13 protein-coding genes are annotated in these 15,218 nt (G+C 54.2%); 6 read left to right on the top strand and 7 right to left on the bottom strand.

Going from position 1 to position 15,218, the window contains the following annotated elements:
• The first annotated feature begins 23 nt into the window (after positions 1 to 23).
• Both GOX75_RS10410 and GOX75_RS10405 read left to right on the top strand, forming a co-directional pair.
• Complete coding sequence (locus GOX75_RS10410) at positions 24 to 1,328, top strand: aminotransferase class III-fold pyridoxal phosphate-dependent enzyme (protein WP_254428746.1); 1,305 nt, start codon at positions 24 to 26, stop codon at positions 1,326 to 1,328.
• A gap of 504 nt (positions 1,329 to 1,832) precedes the next feature.
• The gene (locus tag GOX75_RS10405) at positions 1,833 to 4,151 is read left to right on the top strand and encodes an adenylate/guanylate cyclase domain-containing protein (RefSeq protein WP_171122809.1); all 2,319 of its coding nucleotides are present in this window, start codon (positions 1,833 to 1,835) and stop codon (positions 4,149 to 4,151) included.
• A gap of 19 nt (positions 4,152 to 4,170) precedes the next feature.
• On the opposite strand, the gene GOX75_RS10400 is transcribed toward GOX75_RS10405, so the two are convergent.
• The 3 genes from GOX75_RS10400 to GOX75_RS10390 form a co-directional block, all read right to left on the bottom strand.
• On the bottom strand, positions 4,171 to 4,650 hold the full coding sequence (locus GOX75_RS10400; protein ID WP_170752043.1) for a YHS domain-containing (seleno)protein: 480 nt from the start codon (positions 4,648 to 4,650) through the stop codon (positions 4,171 to 4,173).
• A gap of 14 nt (positions 4,651 to 4,664) precedes the next feature.
• Entirely contained in the window at positions 4,665 to 5,258 is a 594-nt protein-coding gene (locus GOX75_RS10395) for an ankyrin repeat domain-containing protein (RefSeq protein WP_170752041.1), read from the bottom strand.
• 536 nt (positions 5,259 to 5,794) lie between these two features.
• Entirely contained in the window at positions 5,795 to 6,751 is a 957-nt protein-coding gene (locus GOX75_RS10390; RefSeq protein ID WP_170620713.1) for a helix-turn-helix domain-containing protein, read from the bottom strand.
• A gap of 276 nt (positions 6,752 to 7,027) precedes the next feature.
• On the opposite strand from GOX75_RS10390, the gene GOX75_RS10385 reads away from it, so the two are divergent.
• The 4 genes from GOX75_RS10385 (at position 7,028) to GOX75_RS10370 (ending at position 11,146) form a co-directional block, all read left to right on the top strand.
• Positions 7,028 to 8,701 carry a sulfatase-like hydrolase/transferase gene (locus tag GOX75_RS10385; RefSeq protein WP_171122807.1) on the top strand — a complete coding sequence of 558 codons (1,674 nt, stop codon included), beginning with the start codon at positions 7,028 to 7,030 and terminating at the stop codon, positions 8,699 to 8,701.
• 95 nt (positions 8,702 to 8,796) lie between these two features.
• The gene (locus GOX75_RS10380) at positions 8,797 to 9,534 is read left to right on the top strand and encodes a hypothetical protein (protein WP_171122805.1); all 738 of its coding nucleotides are present in this window, start codon (positions 8,797 to 8,799) and stop codon (positions 9,532 to 9,534) included.
• 35 nt (positions 9,535 to 9,569) lie between these two features.
• Complete coding sequence (locus GOX75_RS10375) at positions 9,570 to 9,845, top strand: hypothetical protein (RefSeq protein WP_171122803.1); 276 nt, start codon at positions 9,570 to 9,572, stop codon at positions 9,843 to 9,845.
• Between the two features lie 224 nt (positions 9,846 to 10,069).
• Complete coding sequence (locus tag GOX75_RS10370) at positions 10,070 to 11,146, top strand: AI-2E family transporter (protein ID WP_171122801.1); 1,077 nt, start codon at positions 10,070 to 10,072, stop codon at positions 11,144 to 11,146.
• A 16-nt stretch (positions 11,147 to 11,162) separates the two neighbouring features.
• Here the strand turns inward: GOX75_RS10370 and GOX75_RS10365 are convergent, their stop codons facing one another.
• From GOX75_RS10365 to GOX75_RS10350, 4 genes are read right to left on the bottom strand one after another with little or no spacing between them, the layout of a single operon-like run.
• Positions 11,163 to 11,942, bottom strand: a complete 780-nt coding sequence (locus GOX75_RS10365) for an SDR family oxidoreductase (RefSeq protein ID WP_171122799.1) — start codon at positions 11,940 to 11,942, stop codon at positions 11,163 to 11,165.
• A complete protein-coding gene (locus tag GOX75_RS10360; protein WP_171122797.1) occupies positions 11,939 to 12,877 on the bottom strand; it encodes an SDR family oxidoreductase in 939 nt (312 codons plus the stop codon). Before GOX75_RS10360 ends, GOX75_RS10365 begins: the two co-directional genes overlap by 4 nt.
• A complete protein-coding gene (locus GOX75_RS10355; protein WP_171122795.1) occupies positions 12,874 to 13,776 on the bottom strand; it encodes a bile acid:sodium symporter family protein in 903 nt (300 codons plus the stop codon). Before GOX75_RS10355 ends, GOX75_RS10360 begins: the two co-directional genes overlap by 4 nt.
• Positions 13,773 to 15,128 (bottom strand): NAD(P)/FAD-dependent oxidoreductase, encoded by a 1,356-nt coding sequence (locus GOX75_RS10350; RefSeq protein ID WP_171122793.1) that lies wholly within the window; start codon positions 15,126 to 15,128, stop codon positions 13,773 to 13,775. Before GOX75_RS10350 ends, GOX75_RS10355 begins: the two co-directional genes overlap by 4 nt.
• Positions 15,129 to 15,218 lie beyond the last annotated feature (90 nt).

Below are 15,218 nucleotides of genomic sequence, written 5' to 3'. Positions count from 1 at the left end.
ATTTCCTGCACCCGTGGGAAGGAATGGCAACTTTGGGCAAAAGCGACCGCACTTTTATCGAAGGTGCCAGCGGCATCCATGTGGTTAACGAAATAGGCGAACGCTTGATCGACGGACCAGGCGGGATGTGGTGCACTCAGATCGGTTATGGGCGAGAGGAGATGGCCGAGGCCATGGCTGAGCAGGCTCGAAACCTCGCCTATTTCTCTCCCTTCAACAACGCCAACTCAACTGCCGCGCTGTTCGCACGCGAAATCGCCAAACGTGCGCCGGGCGACTTGAACAATGTCTTTTTTACCACCGGCGGTTCGACTGCGGTGGATACGGCCATCCGCTTTGTCCACTTTCGAAACAACCTTTTGGGTCGGCCCGAGAAAAAGAAGATCATTTCAAGGCAAAAAGCCTATCACGGAAGCACTTATCTGGCGGCCAGCGTCAGTGGAAAAGAGCGTGACAGGCTTTGGCTAGACAAGGCGGATGACCTCGCACATTTCCTGCCCGACGTGAATCCGCTCTACCGTTCACCTGGTCAAAGCGACGAGAGTTTTCTAAAGGAGAAAATTTCCGATCTTGAAAACGCCATTGTAGCTCTTGGCCCCGAAAACGTTGCCGCTTTTATCGCCGAACCGGTTCTGGCATCTGGCGGCGTGATCGTGCCGCCGAATGGATACCACAAAGGCTGCCTAAACATCTGCAAGAAGTATGATGTTCTATATATCTCCGACGAAGTGGTGACGGCATTTGGGCGATTGGGCCATTGGTTTTCGTCAGATGCTGTTTTCGGCATTCAGCCTGACATAATCACTTGTGCCAAAGGAATGACATCTGGGTATGCGCCGATGGGTGCCGCGATTATCTCTGACCGATTGATCGCAGACGTTGGAGGAAAAGATGCGACCTTCTCAAATGGCTACACCTATTCTGGTCATCCGGTTAGCGCGGCTGCGGGTTTGAAGAGCATTGAGATCATAGAGCGGGAAAAACTTCTCGAACACGTTCAAAAGGTCGCTCCGGTTTTTCAGGATCAGCTGCAGCATTTGCGACAGATTGATATCGTTGCCGATGTGCGCGGGATGGGGTTGATGGGATGCGTACAATGCTCAGTCGATGGTGATCCCCGGAGTGATCTGGGATGCGACTACGAGATTGGCGGCCAGATCGATATAGAATGCCAAAAACGTGGGTTATTAGTTCGACCTATTATCAACATGTGTGTTCTTTCACCGCCCCTTATCATCAACGAAAGTGAAATTGAGCAGATGTTTTCTATCTTGCGCAAGGGGCTTGAAGCGACACGAACGTGGCTTGGCGGAATCAGTGAACAATGAAGAGCTTGCGCCACTGTTGCGGATGTCCGCAGACCGGTATGCCACCGCAGCATTTGAATTCCGTCCTAAATGTCCGCAATGGGCCGTTGTCACACATCCCGACAAAATGACTTATCGGCAGCTTTGTCCGCAACTCGGACCTAGAGCCTATTTTTCTGAACGTCCGGTCTCGCTGAAAGCAGACAACACGTAGCGTCGCCCCAATTTCAGCGGCTTGAATGTCTGCTTCTTCCGAAAGCGGGCATTTTTGAAAACTAACTGGAGTTCCGCTCTGCGGACAAAGCCACCCGATGCTGGCGCAGCGGAAATCAAATCGATTGCTCGACAGTGTCACGGTATCGCCCGCGACGGGCAGCACGATTTCTCGATACCGGACGTTCAAATCATGCATATAGGCCAAAACTTTATCAGGCCGTTCGCTTCGCTCGGATACATTGTTTCAAATGCGGAGCAAGCTGCCTTATGCTGCTGCGGAGACAACTGGCTTGTTGCGCCACTGTACCTTTGAAAGACAAGCACCCGCCCAGCCAAATATTTTTAGCGAGCGCAGTTTCCGTAACGTTTTTTTTAGTGTTAACTTCGCAGTGCTGCCCGCATTTTGGAGGAGAGGGGCAAACCTTGGAACGCAGGCTTGCCGCCATATTCGCCGCAGACGTAGTCGGTTTCAGCCGTATGATGGCCGAGGATGAGGTGGGCACTTTCGAACGTTTGACCACGGTGCGCCAAGACATCCTCACCCGTTTGATAGATGAAAAGAACGGGCGGATCGTCAAGCTTATCGGCGACGGACTGCTGGCCGAATTTGCAAGCGTTGTTGATGCAGTCGAGGCTGCGATCCAGATACAAGAGGCGGTTAAGGACAGAAACGACACCATTGATCCCCACCAGCGTATCGAATTGCGGATTGGTATCAACCTGGGAGATCTAATCATCGATGGCGACGACATTTACGGAGACGGTGTTAACATTGCGGCGCGCCTGGAACCCCTAGCTACGCCCGGAGGCATCTGCATCTCGCGCGAGGTTTACGAACACACGCGCGGCAAAGTCAGTAAGCCATTTGAATCTGCGGGAGTCCACCGGGTCAAAAACATACCTGAGCCTCTCACGGTATTTCGGATGGCGGACCCGAATGGCTCGAAATACACTTCACTGTCTCGCTTCAAAGTTCGAGGCGCTGTCACGGCGGTGGTGGTAATAGCGGTTCTTTCAGGTGCCGCTTTTATATTGCGTGATGGCATAGTTGCCCTTTTCGGCGGCGCTGAAAGTGAAATCATCGCGGCAGAGGACGGGTTGCCTTCTCTCGTCGTGTTGCCCTTTGAAAACCTCGGGCTGCCAGACGCGGAACGCTACATCGCAGATGGGCTCACGGACGATCTGATTACAGATTTCTCGAAAGTCGCCGGGCTGATGGTGATCGGCAGCAACACCGCGTTTTCCTATCGGGACCGGACAATCGACAGCAGGTCTATCGGTCGCGAGTTGGGGGTGGGCTATGTTCTCGAAGGCAGCGTGCGCAGAGCGGGAACTCGGCTTTTGGTCAACGCGCGGCTGACAGATGTGAGCAGCGGGCAGACAGTATGGGCCGAGCGGTTGGAGCGAGACGAAGCCGATATTTTCTCCATGGAGGCTGGCCTGATAAACGAGATCATTGATCAACTTGGTGTGGATGTGAGTGTGTCCGAAAAGGAGCGGATCGAACGCCTACCTACAACGGATCTGGAAGCATATGACTTCTTTCTCAGAGCCGAAGAAGCCGCTCGCAGCGGCTTTCGGCCCAAGCTGCGCGAAGCGTTGAGCCTCTATTCGGAAGCAACCGCAATCGACCCGACTTTTGCCAGGGCATTCGCGGCACAGGCCCGCACCGAGGCATTGATCATGCGCCGCAACTATGACGATGTGCTGCCCTTTCCTGTCGCCCGGAAACGCGCCTACGAACATGCCGGTCGTGCCTTAGAAATTGATCCCGATGCGGCGATGCCTTTTGCAGTATTAAGCGAGTTGCAGACTGTGGATCGAAGGTATGAGGAAGCGATGCGCTCGGCGCAGCTTTCTGTCGAGAAGGCCCCCGGTGAAGCATCTGCCTATCTTGCGCTGAGCTTTGCGCAAACATTCTACGGACGACATGAAGAGGCGATCGAGAATTTCGAAACGGCTCTGCGTCTCAACCCACTATTGCCGGGCTATGCACGTCAGATCGCAAGCTTGTCCTATATTCTGACAGGGCGTCCCCAACGCGCCGTCGAAATCCTTGAGGAGATAAAAGGCAATTCTCAAGGCATTGAAGACTACTTTAACATCCTCGCTGCCGCCTATGGAGAGGCTGGCCAGACGCAAAAGGCGCAAGCAACTGCAGACGAGGTGGCCGAATTTGCTCCACATACTTCGGCGCAACTCTACAAGGTCTTGTTTGCGCATTTTCGGAAGCAGGAAGAACTCGATCGGATCATTGATGCAATGTTGACTGCGGGCGTGCAGGAATGGCCCTTCGACTTTCAACCTGGCGCGCGCGAAAAGCTATCTGCCGACGCGATTACTGCTCTGATCGATGGCAACGTATGGCAGGGAAACTTCGAAGGCCGCGGACCCGGCTTGATGCAGATTTCAGAGAACGGAAGTATGGCCTTACGCGCATCCACATTGTTTGTCACTGGATCGGCATTTGTGAAAGATGACATATTGTGCTTGCAACAACCCGGTCTTTCGCTTGGTCGCCCGGCTTGTGGCATGGTCTACAAAAATGCCGAAGAAGAGGTCGGGGCGAGCGCGCCTTACAGCTACATCAACCCGCATATTCTGTTTCACTTTAGACCTGGCGGATGACCATCATCCGAGGTGCGCGTCAGTTGGAGTAATCCTTGGCTGCCAGCGGCTTGGTCTTCTCCCAATTCGCATCCGCCTTGGCGATCACCGCCTCCCCTTCTGGGTGGTCAAGCATTTCTGCTCCGGTCGGGTCCGATATAAAGTAAAGCTTCCCATCGATGATCCGCCAGGAATTTACTGGGTCGATATTTTCAGATGCGTTGGCCCCAAGGCCGACACCCAATGTGCAATACCCGCCGTATTGCGGAGCGTATTTGGTTGGGTCAGACTTAAACAGTTCGCGGTTCTCCGCGCTGTTGAAGTGCCACGGCGTGCCAAGCCAATCATATGCGAACTCACTTGACCCCTTTACCGCTCGGCTTTCGGTGAAATAGGCAACAGTATCATAACCTTTGATTGCAACATCGCCGAAAGGCCCAGTGTTGATGGGCTCATCCGCCAGCGCACTCGTGGTCATGCCTGCAATAACCAGCCCGCTCATCAGAAGTCGAATGTTCATTTTTTGACCTTACCTTATGTGCCTGCCTCCAAACACAGGCGGTGAAATTCCGGGCCGAAGGCGTCTGGCGGCGGGCATGTGGCTCCGTTCTGCTTCAGCAGCCCAACGATATCATAGTGTTTACGGAACATCGTTCGGATTAGAACCGAAAAGCCATCGTTATCGAGTGTCACAATATCCGCACCGTTGTCGAGTAGTAGCTCGATCATCTCGATATGACCCTCATCGGCCGCCATGAAGATGGGTGACTTTTCGGCCCTGTTGATGCGTCCATTCACGTCTGCGCCTTTAGCGAGAAGCAGCTGTGCTGTCTCAATCTTACCGCCGAAGGCAGCCGCGTGAAGTGGAGTGAAGCCGCTGTGGTTACGCGCCATCACGTCAGCCCCTGCTTCGATCAGAGCCGCAGCGGTTTCGGTGTTTCCCGCCAACGAAGCAGCGATCAAGGGCGTAGCCTTGTTCGGCCCCCGCTCATCAACCGAGATACCGCTTTCCAACAGAGCCTTAACGGTCGCTGTATCACCCTGCTTTGCTGCATCGAATAACTGACCTGCTTGAGCGGGCCCAAGTACAAAGAATGCCGTTGTAAAGATGGTAATAATCCAACGCATGGATCTACCTCCCCTGTTTGAAGTCTACAGTGAGCCGCTGTTTCGCGCAACGACGGCTTATTCGCTGCGGTGTTAAAGACGAATCCGATCGAGTGGGTTTAGTCCATGCAGCGGCCCCAGAGACAACGAGTGTTTTGTCCGCGATGGAGACGTAGTGCCTCCGAATTTCGCCGCAGCCGGCATGAGTGTTTGGTCTTTAATCTGCGCCGCGGCGCTCCGGTTAACGAGCAGTAATGCTGCAACGGCGTGGTCTACTGGTCGAGAAGGTCTGCTTCGGGCTCGGTGCGGACATTCGCCGAAATGTCGCGAGCGACCGCTGTGTGGACTTTGCAGCCATCCGCATTTTTTCTCCAAAGGACCGTAGTCAGCCCGAAGCGGACCTTCAAAATCCGACTTTGCAATTCTCGTGTTGTGGACAAGTTAGGCCGCGTACTGCCAAGGTCTCAGCGTCGCTAGCCACTGAACTCTGACAGTGGCTCCACAGCTACAATTGCTTAACACAAACTTTGCGCCAAAGACTGTTGCCAAGCTCTGTTTCAGTTCATTTTGCCTGACAACGTTTGTGTCGGCAGTTGTCCAAAGAGTGCTCTGTAGTCTCGCGCGAACTGACCCATGTGCCAAAATCCGTAAGCGTTTGCGATGTCCGATATACTCTCCTCTGGCGAGCAGGATACCAGTTCATGGCGCACAGCACCGAGACGGGCTCTTAGATAAAACTGCTTGGGGCTCACCCCATATGTTTCCTGAAACGCGCGACGAAGAGTGCATGCGGATACCTGAATATCTGCACATACTTCGCCGATTGACACGTTATCCATCAAATGGGCCCGCATGAACTCAACGGCTTGTTGTGCCAAACGGGTTCTATTTTTACTGTTTCGCCGATCACTCCATTTTTCACCTACCACCAGCATTTCCAGAAGCTCTAAGATCATATCACTCTCTTCACTATCAGAGCTTGGCCCGGCCGCTGATCCAATTAGAAAACGCGCTTTGTTTTTGACTAAGGAATGAAGCCTGCCAGCGTCGCTAACGAAAGATCTTAAAGCGTCATTTCGCACGGTGCTGATATCAAGACCGCAATCGTCGGCGATCCGTTGAGCCCTTCGGATGTCGATGGCAAAGGTCAGGCCTGTGAGCGTTGAATTGCTCACGCCTTCAAAAGGGTCTCCGCTACCAAAATTCATCAGAGCGGTGTCTGAGGGTGAGCCGTTAAGCCAAGTCCGTACACTCCCTTTGTCTGGTAAGCCAAACGCTAGAATGTCAGGGCGAGAAACACCGGTTTGGTACACAGCCTTATCAAACGACAAATCAATCATTTGAAGGTCAAGACCTGCCCAAACGGATACCGAAGAGTTCATAGTTCCCTCTTCAATTTGGCGTAGCTCGACATCCCATTGGGACAGCTCGCGGAATTGCGAAGGGTCCTGCAAAAAAAGTGTGTTTGGGGCGCAGGTTTTTTTGGGGGCTGATCGTTTTTTGATGTCGTCCATTCCGCCCCGCAGGTAGTTTTCATGAAATGTTATTCCAAAATGTAGGCTTGGAAAATTGCAAGACAAAGCAGACAAATCGAGAGGGAAGAGGTTCGGACGCCCATCGTTGCCTGACGATACTGCGCGCACCGAACGCGTCGTAACGCTGCTAACCAAAAGCGAAAAAGAGTTGTTGCGCTCACAGGCTGAAGACAGCGAACTCTCCCTTTCAACCTTTTGCCATCATCTGATCCTTGAAGGTCTGAAAACAAGTAAATCATGAAACAGGGGTATCTCATGAAATCAAAACTGTTCCTCTCCGCGCTGGTCTTTGCCGGCTCCGCTATCACGGCGGCAGCTCAGGACAGCAATATCGTGCATGATGCGGAATACTATGTGCTGAAGCAGCAAAACGAAACCGTTTGGGTCGAGAACGACGCACAGGTTGACCAACTGCTGGCCGACTTTCGTGAGAAAAACGGAGGGAACCCTCCAAACATCTTCTACATCCTTATTGACGATATGGGTTTTGGCGACATGGGTATGCCCGAGATGAACGCAATACGCGGGTATTCGACGCCCAATATCAACGCGCTCGCAGAGGAAAGCATGCGGTTTGCGCGCATGTATACCGAGCCGTCCTGCACACCGTCGCGGGTCGCCTTCATGACGGGTCGCCAGCCGTATCGCAATGGGATGGGCGATACCGCCGTCGATATTTCAGGTTTTGGCCTTGCCGATGAAGAAGTCACAATTGCCGAAGTTCTGAAATCCGTAGGCTACAACACCTCGCATGTTGGCAAATGGCACATGGGCGACATTCAGGAATCCTGGCCTACTTATCAGGGCTTTGACTACGCCGCGTTCCCCATCCATCAGCAGGGCCAGTTGGCCATCTTCAACGAAGATGCAGCCAAGGAAGAAATCACCATGGCCATAGGGGAAGACAACTACAACTCCAAATACACGCTGGATGATTGGTTTCGCCCTGATCCGGGACACATGATTACCGGCCTTGAAGCTGTTATTGGCGGGGAGGTCCGCGAAGTCCATATGGAACCGGGTGAGAAATGGACCCAGGACAAATATAATGAAATGAACATCCGCTATCAGGCACAGGCGATGGAACAGTTGCGCCTGCTAGCAGAACGGGATGAACCGTTCTTCCTGCAATACTGGCCGCTTGTCCCTCTGTCGACAACGCGCACGACGAGAGAGGCGTTCACGACACCCAACGGCGGTACATTCGTTGAAAGCATGGAAGAGCTGGATGAATGGATCGGGGTTATTCTGAACGAAGTCGATGCGCTGGGGCTCAGGGACAATACCCTGATCGTTTTGATGGGCGACAACGGTCACTTCACCAAATATGCCCCCGGCAGTGGGTTTTCGCCGCTGGTCTTCCGCGGCGGCAAGGCCGATACGTCTGAAGGAGGCGTTCGGGTGGACGCGTTTGCCCGCCTGCCCGGCTTGATCGAGGGAGACTCGATTGTATCTGACATTATTCATATCTCTGATTTGTTCACGTCAATTGCGCGTATCGGCGGAGCGATGGATGCCATCCCCCGCGACCGGATCATTGACGGTGTCGATCAGACGTCCCTGATGTTTATTGGCGATACGCATGGGCGCAGGGATCATGTACTGATCTACTCGATCAATTCGCTGAAAGAGGTGGTAAAGGAGCACATCAAACTCAAAGTTCCGGCCAAAGGTGAAAATGCTATCGTGGCCAAGTTCTACAACCTGTTCCGCGACCCCCGCGAAGAACAGAGCGTATCGACCGAGATCGGAGCATGGGCTGGACATGAGTTTAACCGCATTATTGCCCGCCACCTGAAATTCAAGGAAATGTACCCCGATCAACCGGCCGCGACTGGACGTCCCTATGAAGGTATCGTGAACCTTCGTCCTGAAACCGTCGCAGCGGTGGATGCCTTTGTCGCCAAGCGGGACATTCAGCCCGACTAAAAGGTGAAGCTGATAAGAGTAATGCAAGCCCCGCATCGGATAATGATATGCTTGATGTGGGGCTTGGCATCCACAACAAAAATTCTGGAAACAATATGAAAATCCAAGCGCTTGTCCTTGCATTGGCGACTGGCATCGTTGCGGCCCCAGCAATCGCCGATGAAAACGCTTCAAACCCTTTGGCCGCAGTCAATAACACGGACATCCGGTATCAGTATTTTGATTTGGGCAACGGTGCTGACAAGCAGGACGCCTTTATAGATGGCGCATACATGCTGCGGCCTGATCTGAAACTGAAATATGAGTTGCACTACAACTCAACGGATGTGACTGGAACTCGGTTCACTGACTTTGAGAAATTGAGCCTCAAAGCGATCTATTTCCCTTCTCAGAGACCGCTCAACCAAACGTGGGCCATCAAGTCGGCCATTGGTCTGGAGTGGATACTGGACTTTGGCGACCCGGAAAAAGGGATCGGAACCGGGTCCGATCAAATTGCGCCTTTTGGCGGGTTCGCCTTTGCAAACACAAAATCAGGGCTGACGCTGATCCCACTGCTCCAGCATTTTGCTTCATACAATGGCCCGACGGACATAAACCAAACCGCGATGCGGTTGATTGCGCTACAACCGTTTGGCGATGGGTACTGGGCCAAGGCTGATATCAAAGCACCATATGACTGGGAGAATGATGCTTGGCCAGCGACCGCTGAGTTCCAGATTGGCAAGAACCTCAGTTCTGGCATCGCAATTTATGCTGATTTCCTCATCGGTATAGGTTCCGACCGCCCCTACGATAAAGGTGCCGGTTTAGGTTTGCGTTTCAACTACTAGTTCACCCACACCTTTCGACCCCAAACCTGCAAAGTTTGGCGGGTATTCGAAATCTGGTTCTGTCAAACCGAAGCGCGTTTGTTTGCCCCGATCCCTATGAGGAATTCAGCAAGCTGCGCACATTGGGCCATATGGGTCATGTTCGCGAATACACGACACGCGATGTCATAGAATTTCTTGAGCATTTTGATCTTAAGACACGGGAAATCATCTATCGCGGTATGCGCGGAAAACGCCTGATGCGCCTGACGCAACGCGTGTTCCCGCGCCTTCGCCCCTTCTTTTCAGCCTCTGCCGTCAAGAGAGTGTGACGTCGCATGGCGACTGATTGCGAGTTTTGATCAGCGAAAGTCTGAATTTCAATAACGGGCAGTCGCGGTCGCCCGGGCACTTTTCGGAGTGCAGTTCACCGCAGGGGCCAAACAGCCGAACTTACCGGCTGCCGAGTGGCCCTTGTCAGATGTCTCGTGAAAAGGCCAAATACGTCCGAAAGTAATGTCTTAAAGTTCTGGCAACCTGTGGACGGAGCCTGTGTATGAATAAGACCAAGCAACCCGGCACGCCCTCGTCATACTTTCGGGGACTGGCTTTCTGGTATCATCTGGTCGCGTTTTTGTTTTTCTTCGTTGCGTCGCTGGTGCTTGCGTCCTCGGTTCTGGTGCCGCTGTCTTTTGCAGTTCTTTTGTTCGTTCTGCTGACGGCCACGTCGGATCAAATCGGCAGGGTCAGGCTTGGGGGGCGGACAATTCCCAAATGGATTGCGCAACTTGCGGCCATTGCACTGGTGATAATGGGGGTTGGCGTTGTGCTTTCGATCCTGTCCAGTCAGGCGGGCGAAGTCTCGCAAGCTTTTCCGCGATATGAAGAAAAACTGACAGGTATTCTGGCGCGCGTGGTTTCGTTGGTGGGGCAAGACAACTATGCGGCCGCGCTCAAGGCGTTGAAGCAGATCAACCTGTCGGGGTTCGCGCAGGGTGTGATCGGGTCAGCCGGTGCCTTCCTCAGCGCGTTCTTTCTGGTTTTACTCTATGTCCCCTTCATGCTGATCGAGCGCACCCCGATGCGTGCAAAGATCAAGCTGGCGGTCAAAGATGAAGAAACCGCCGAGAAGGTAAGGCGTATTCTGGATCGAACATCCGACAGCGTTCAGCGGTATGTCGGCATCAAGACCTTCGCCAGCGCTCTTACAGGTTTTGGGAGCTATCTGGTGATGGCTTCGGTGGGGTTGGATTTCGCGGAAACATGGGCCGTTCTTGCCTTCATACTGAACTTCATTCCAACAGTGGGTTCGATTATTGGCGTGGCGTTGCCGACAGTGGTGGCGCTGGTTCAATTTGAAGAAGTCATCCCGCTTTTGATCGTGTTGGGCGGGTGCGGCGCGGTCCAGTTTTCTGTTGGCAATATCCTGGAGCCCATGCTTTTGGGGCGAAGCCTGAATTTGTCACCCTTCATGGTTATTCTTGCGCTTACGTTTTGGACGGCAATCTGGGGTGTCGCAGGGGCTTTGATGAGCGTCCCGATAACCGTCTGCATTATGATCGTGATGTCCAACATCCCCGCCACAAAACCTATCGCGATATTGATGTCCGGTGATGGAAAAATAGATACCTGACCCGCGGCGCACCGGATCAGGTCGGATGGTCCTTGGCGATCGTGCGCAACATTTGTGAAAAGTAAAAACCCGGCGCAATGCGGTTCACGATATTGGCCAGCCGCGCCACGCGGCCCACGGGGATAAACCGCTTGCCTTGGGCATAGCCGCGAAGGATGACGCGGGCTGCGTCCTCAGGCTCCATATAGTCAACGCCGTCCGAGGCTGAACCCGGCCTGACAAACCCGCTTTGTGCCGCATCGGGGCGTCCGATGTTGGTGGCTACAAACGAAGGTGCGGCGATGCTGACACTTACACCATGCTTGATTTCTTCTGCGCCAAGCGATTTGAAGAACCCTTCAAGCGCGTGTTTGCTGGCGGCATAGGCAGTACGATGAAAAAGCGGCGCAAACCCGGCAACCGAGGATATAGCCAAGTGGGTTCCCTTGGATTGTCGCAAAGGGTGCAGAAACTGCCTGGCACAGTCGACTGCCGCGAAATAATTGATCTCGAAGAGATTTCGGTGTGAGGCCATATCGCATTCGGCGAAGGCAGAGATCTGCGAAACGCCCGCGTTGTAAATCACCAGATCAATCGACGCGCAGGATTCAATGACCTGGGTGCAGGTCTCTTTGATCTGGTCTGGTTGGGTCAGGTCGCAGGCGAATGTGGTCACGCCGTCCAAGCGGGCATAAGAGTCTAGCTCGGGGCCCGGAAGGTCGATCAGTACGGTGTGCCACCCTTGGGCACGCAGCGCCGCAGACAGGGCTCGGCCTAGTCCACCCGCGCCGCCGGTTATCACTGCGGTTTGTGTCATTGTGCGGCCTCCCACCAGCGTTGAAATGCCTCTGCGCTGGAAAGCTCGGGCTCATATCCGAAACTTGTCCTAAGCGCGGAATTGTCCAGCACAGGGCGGTACAGCAGAAAACGCACCTGTTCAGGGCCATAGCGTGACAGACCCAGAGGGCGCGCAAATGTTAGCGCAGCTTTGAGCAGCCCAGGCCGTAACCATCGTACCGACTTTCCCATCGCCGACGCGATCTGTGAAATGGTCAGCGATCCGTTGCCGGATACGTTGAAGATGCCGGCGGGACTGTCAGTCGCGGCCCGCACCAGGATTTCCGACAGATCCTTGTCCCAGATAAAGACAAATGGGCTGTCCGATCCTTTCAGGCCCAAAAGGCGGGGCTTGCGGAACAGGGCGGTGATTTGGTTTTCGATATTTGCACCAAGTACCGTGCCAACGCGCAGGATGACCTGTTGCAGATCCGGCGCAGAGTATCTGGCCTCGGCCAGCATCTGTTCGACCAGACGTTTGTGCCAGGAATAGGCAAACTCTTCGTTGCCTCGGATCGCGTCCGTTTCCTTTAGCGGAACGGGGTTGTCTTCGTAATATCCATAGGCCGCCCCAGACGATGTTACCACCAGTCGCCGGGTGCCTGCACCGATTGCTGCGTCCAGAACATTGCGCGTGCCTTCGACATCAACCCTGTATTCCATTTCGCGGGTCGAATTCGGACCGGGTGTTACGATAGAGGCAAGATGTACAATCGTATGAGGACGCTCTTCGAGGATAACGGATTGAGGGTCATTTCTGGTCACGTTCATTTTTCTGAACCGCGCATTTGCGGGCAGGTTCGAAGGTTCCCGAATGTCGGTCGCGATGATCTCAAGATCAGATCGGGGGCCAAGTCGGTGCAGCAGCGCCGTGCCAACGGCTCCGGCTGCACCTGTGATCAGAATCCGGGTCATTGCGGAATCTCTCGTCTTGCGAAGAACGCGGCAAGGGCGATGCCCGATATTGCGTGCCAGATACCCCATAGGGCTGCGGCAACGGCCATGCCGCCCAAGCCACCGAAGAAGGCGAAGATCAGGATCAGCCCCAGCCCCGAGTTCTGGATTCCAGTTTCGATCGTGACCGAGCGACGATCGCGCTTGGACAGGCTGCCCGCGGTGGCGGTGAAGTAGCCGCCCAGAAAGGCCAGGGCGTTGTGCAGGATGACCAGCCCGATGATGGCCCCGGCAACCTGAAGGAAGTTGTCCCAGTTCGCCGCCAATGCGACGACAATGAACGCAACGAAGATGGCCATCGACAGCCACTGCATCGGTCGGCGAATGCGATCGGCAAACAGTGTAAAGCGCGCGTTCACAAACATTCCCAGGATCAGCGGCAGGATCAGCATGAACCCTACGGTGATTGCCACCGCGATCGGGTCGATTTCAGTGCGCTGCAGGATTTCACGGGTCGGGCCATAGAGATTGCCCCAGAACGCGATATTTGCGGGCGTGATGATGATCGCTGCGACGGTTGCGAAAGCTGTCATCGACACGGACAGCGCGACATTGCCCTTTGCACGATGGGTCATGAAATTCGAGATGTTCCCACCAGGACATGCCGCAACAAGAATAAGCCCCATCGCGACAGAGGGCATGGGCTTTAACGCGACGATCATCAGGAATGTTAGGGCGGGTAAAACGACGAACTGCGAAATCAGTCCGACGATCAGGGGCTTGGGCCCCCGAGCCACCCGCCGAAAATCATCAAACCTTAGGTCCAGCGCGATTGAAAACATGACGACGGCGAGGATGGCGTTCAACAGCTTCAGGTTGCTCGCGTCGAAGTTCAGTGTGACCTGGTCGATCCCGTTCATTTTTCTGCCGCCCTAAGAGCCGCGATCTGGCCCGTCACTTCGCGCCGATAGGTTGCCTTGTCGACGTAATAGGCCATGCGGGGCAGGTCGATATAGTTCATGCCGCCCGTTGCCCGCTCGAACCCTTCGGCCTTGGTTGCGCGGATCGCTTCTGCTGCCGTGTTTCCGGACCGCAACCCGGAAATATACCGAGCGATCATTTCGGCCTGCTCGTGCCTGCCCTGCCAGCCCAGCCCGGATGCTTCGACCATGCCCAGAACAAACACGTCATTCCGTTCAGGATGCATACAGTTCAGGTAAAGATGCGGTGCGTCGCCTGTCCAGTTCAGAAGCGAATTGTCGATGAACGGGTAGTGCAGCTTGTACCCGGTCGCCGCAAGAATCATGTCGTACTCGGCCGAACTGCCATCCCGGAAGTGGACGGTCTTGCCGTCAAACCGTGCAATGTCAGGGCGGACTTTCAGGTCGCCATGCCCGGCGTGAAACAGGATAAGCGAATTCACGATGGGGTGGGACTCGTACAGTTCGTAATCCGGTTTTGGAAACCCGTATTTCTGAGGGTTCCCCACAAACCATTTTAGAATTGCACCATCCACCTTGCGCTTCAGCCACATCGGAAGGCGAATTTTCCCGCCCATCGTGTCAGCTGGTTTGCCGAAGACGTATTTCGGAACAAAGTAGTACCCGCGACGCATGGAAATGTCGCACGAAACCCCATGGTGGATCGCATCAACTGCAATATCACAGCCCGAGTTTCCCGCGCCGATGACAAGAACCCTTTTGCCCGCAAACTGCGTTGGATAGCGGTACTGCGACGCATGGATGAATTCACCGGTGAACGTGCCTTCAAACTCAGGCAGGTTGGGTTCTGACAGGGTTCCGTTGGCGATCAGAACGCCCGCGAACTTCTGTGTTTGCTCGGTGCCGGATTTGTCGCGCCAGCGGACCTCCCACCCACCTTTGTCCAGCGGCTTGGTGCTTAGAACCTCGGCACCGAAGTGGAAGTGCTGATACAAATCGAACGCGGTGGCGAAGTCCTGAAAGTAGGTCTTTAGTTCGCGGTGTGAGGGATATTCGGCGGTTTCCTCAAGCATCGGGAAATCTGCGAATTCGGTCATGCGTTTCGAAGAAATGAGGTGGGCGGTCTCGTACATCGTGGACCGAGGTGCATCAATGTTCCACAGACCACCCACATCATCTGCCAGTTCAAATCCTTGAAACGGCACGCCCTGCTCGATGAGCGTTTTTGCCATCGCAAGACCCATGGGTCCGGCCCCGATAAGCGCAAAACTATCTTCCGGGCGGGCCTTCACCGTTACCGGCTGGCCCGCTCCAAACTGCACCTGCTCCATGCGTCTCTCCTCCTGCGACGTCATTTACCTTGAACGATCGTTCTAAATAAGGCAAACTGATTTTTGAGATGTCGCAACACGCTGTAAAAG

The organism is Ruegeria sp. HKCCD7251 (genome assembly GCF_013031165.1).
Classification (GTDB): domain Bacteria; phylum Pseudomonadota; class Alphaproteobacteria; order Rhodobacterales; family Rhodobacteraceae; genus Ruegeria.
The sequence above is the reverse complement of the archived record's forward strand: the minus strand, read 5'-3'. Positions and strand labels throughout refer to the sequence as shown.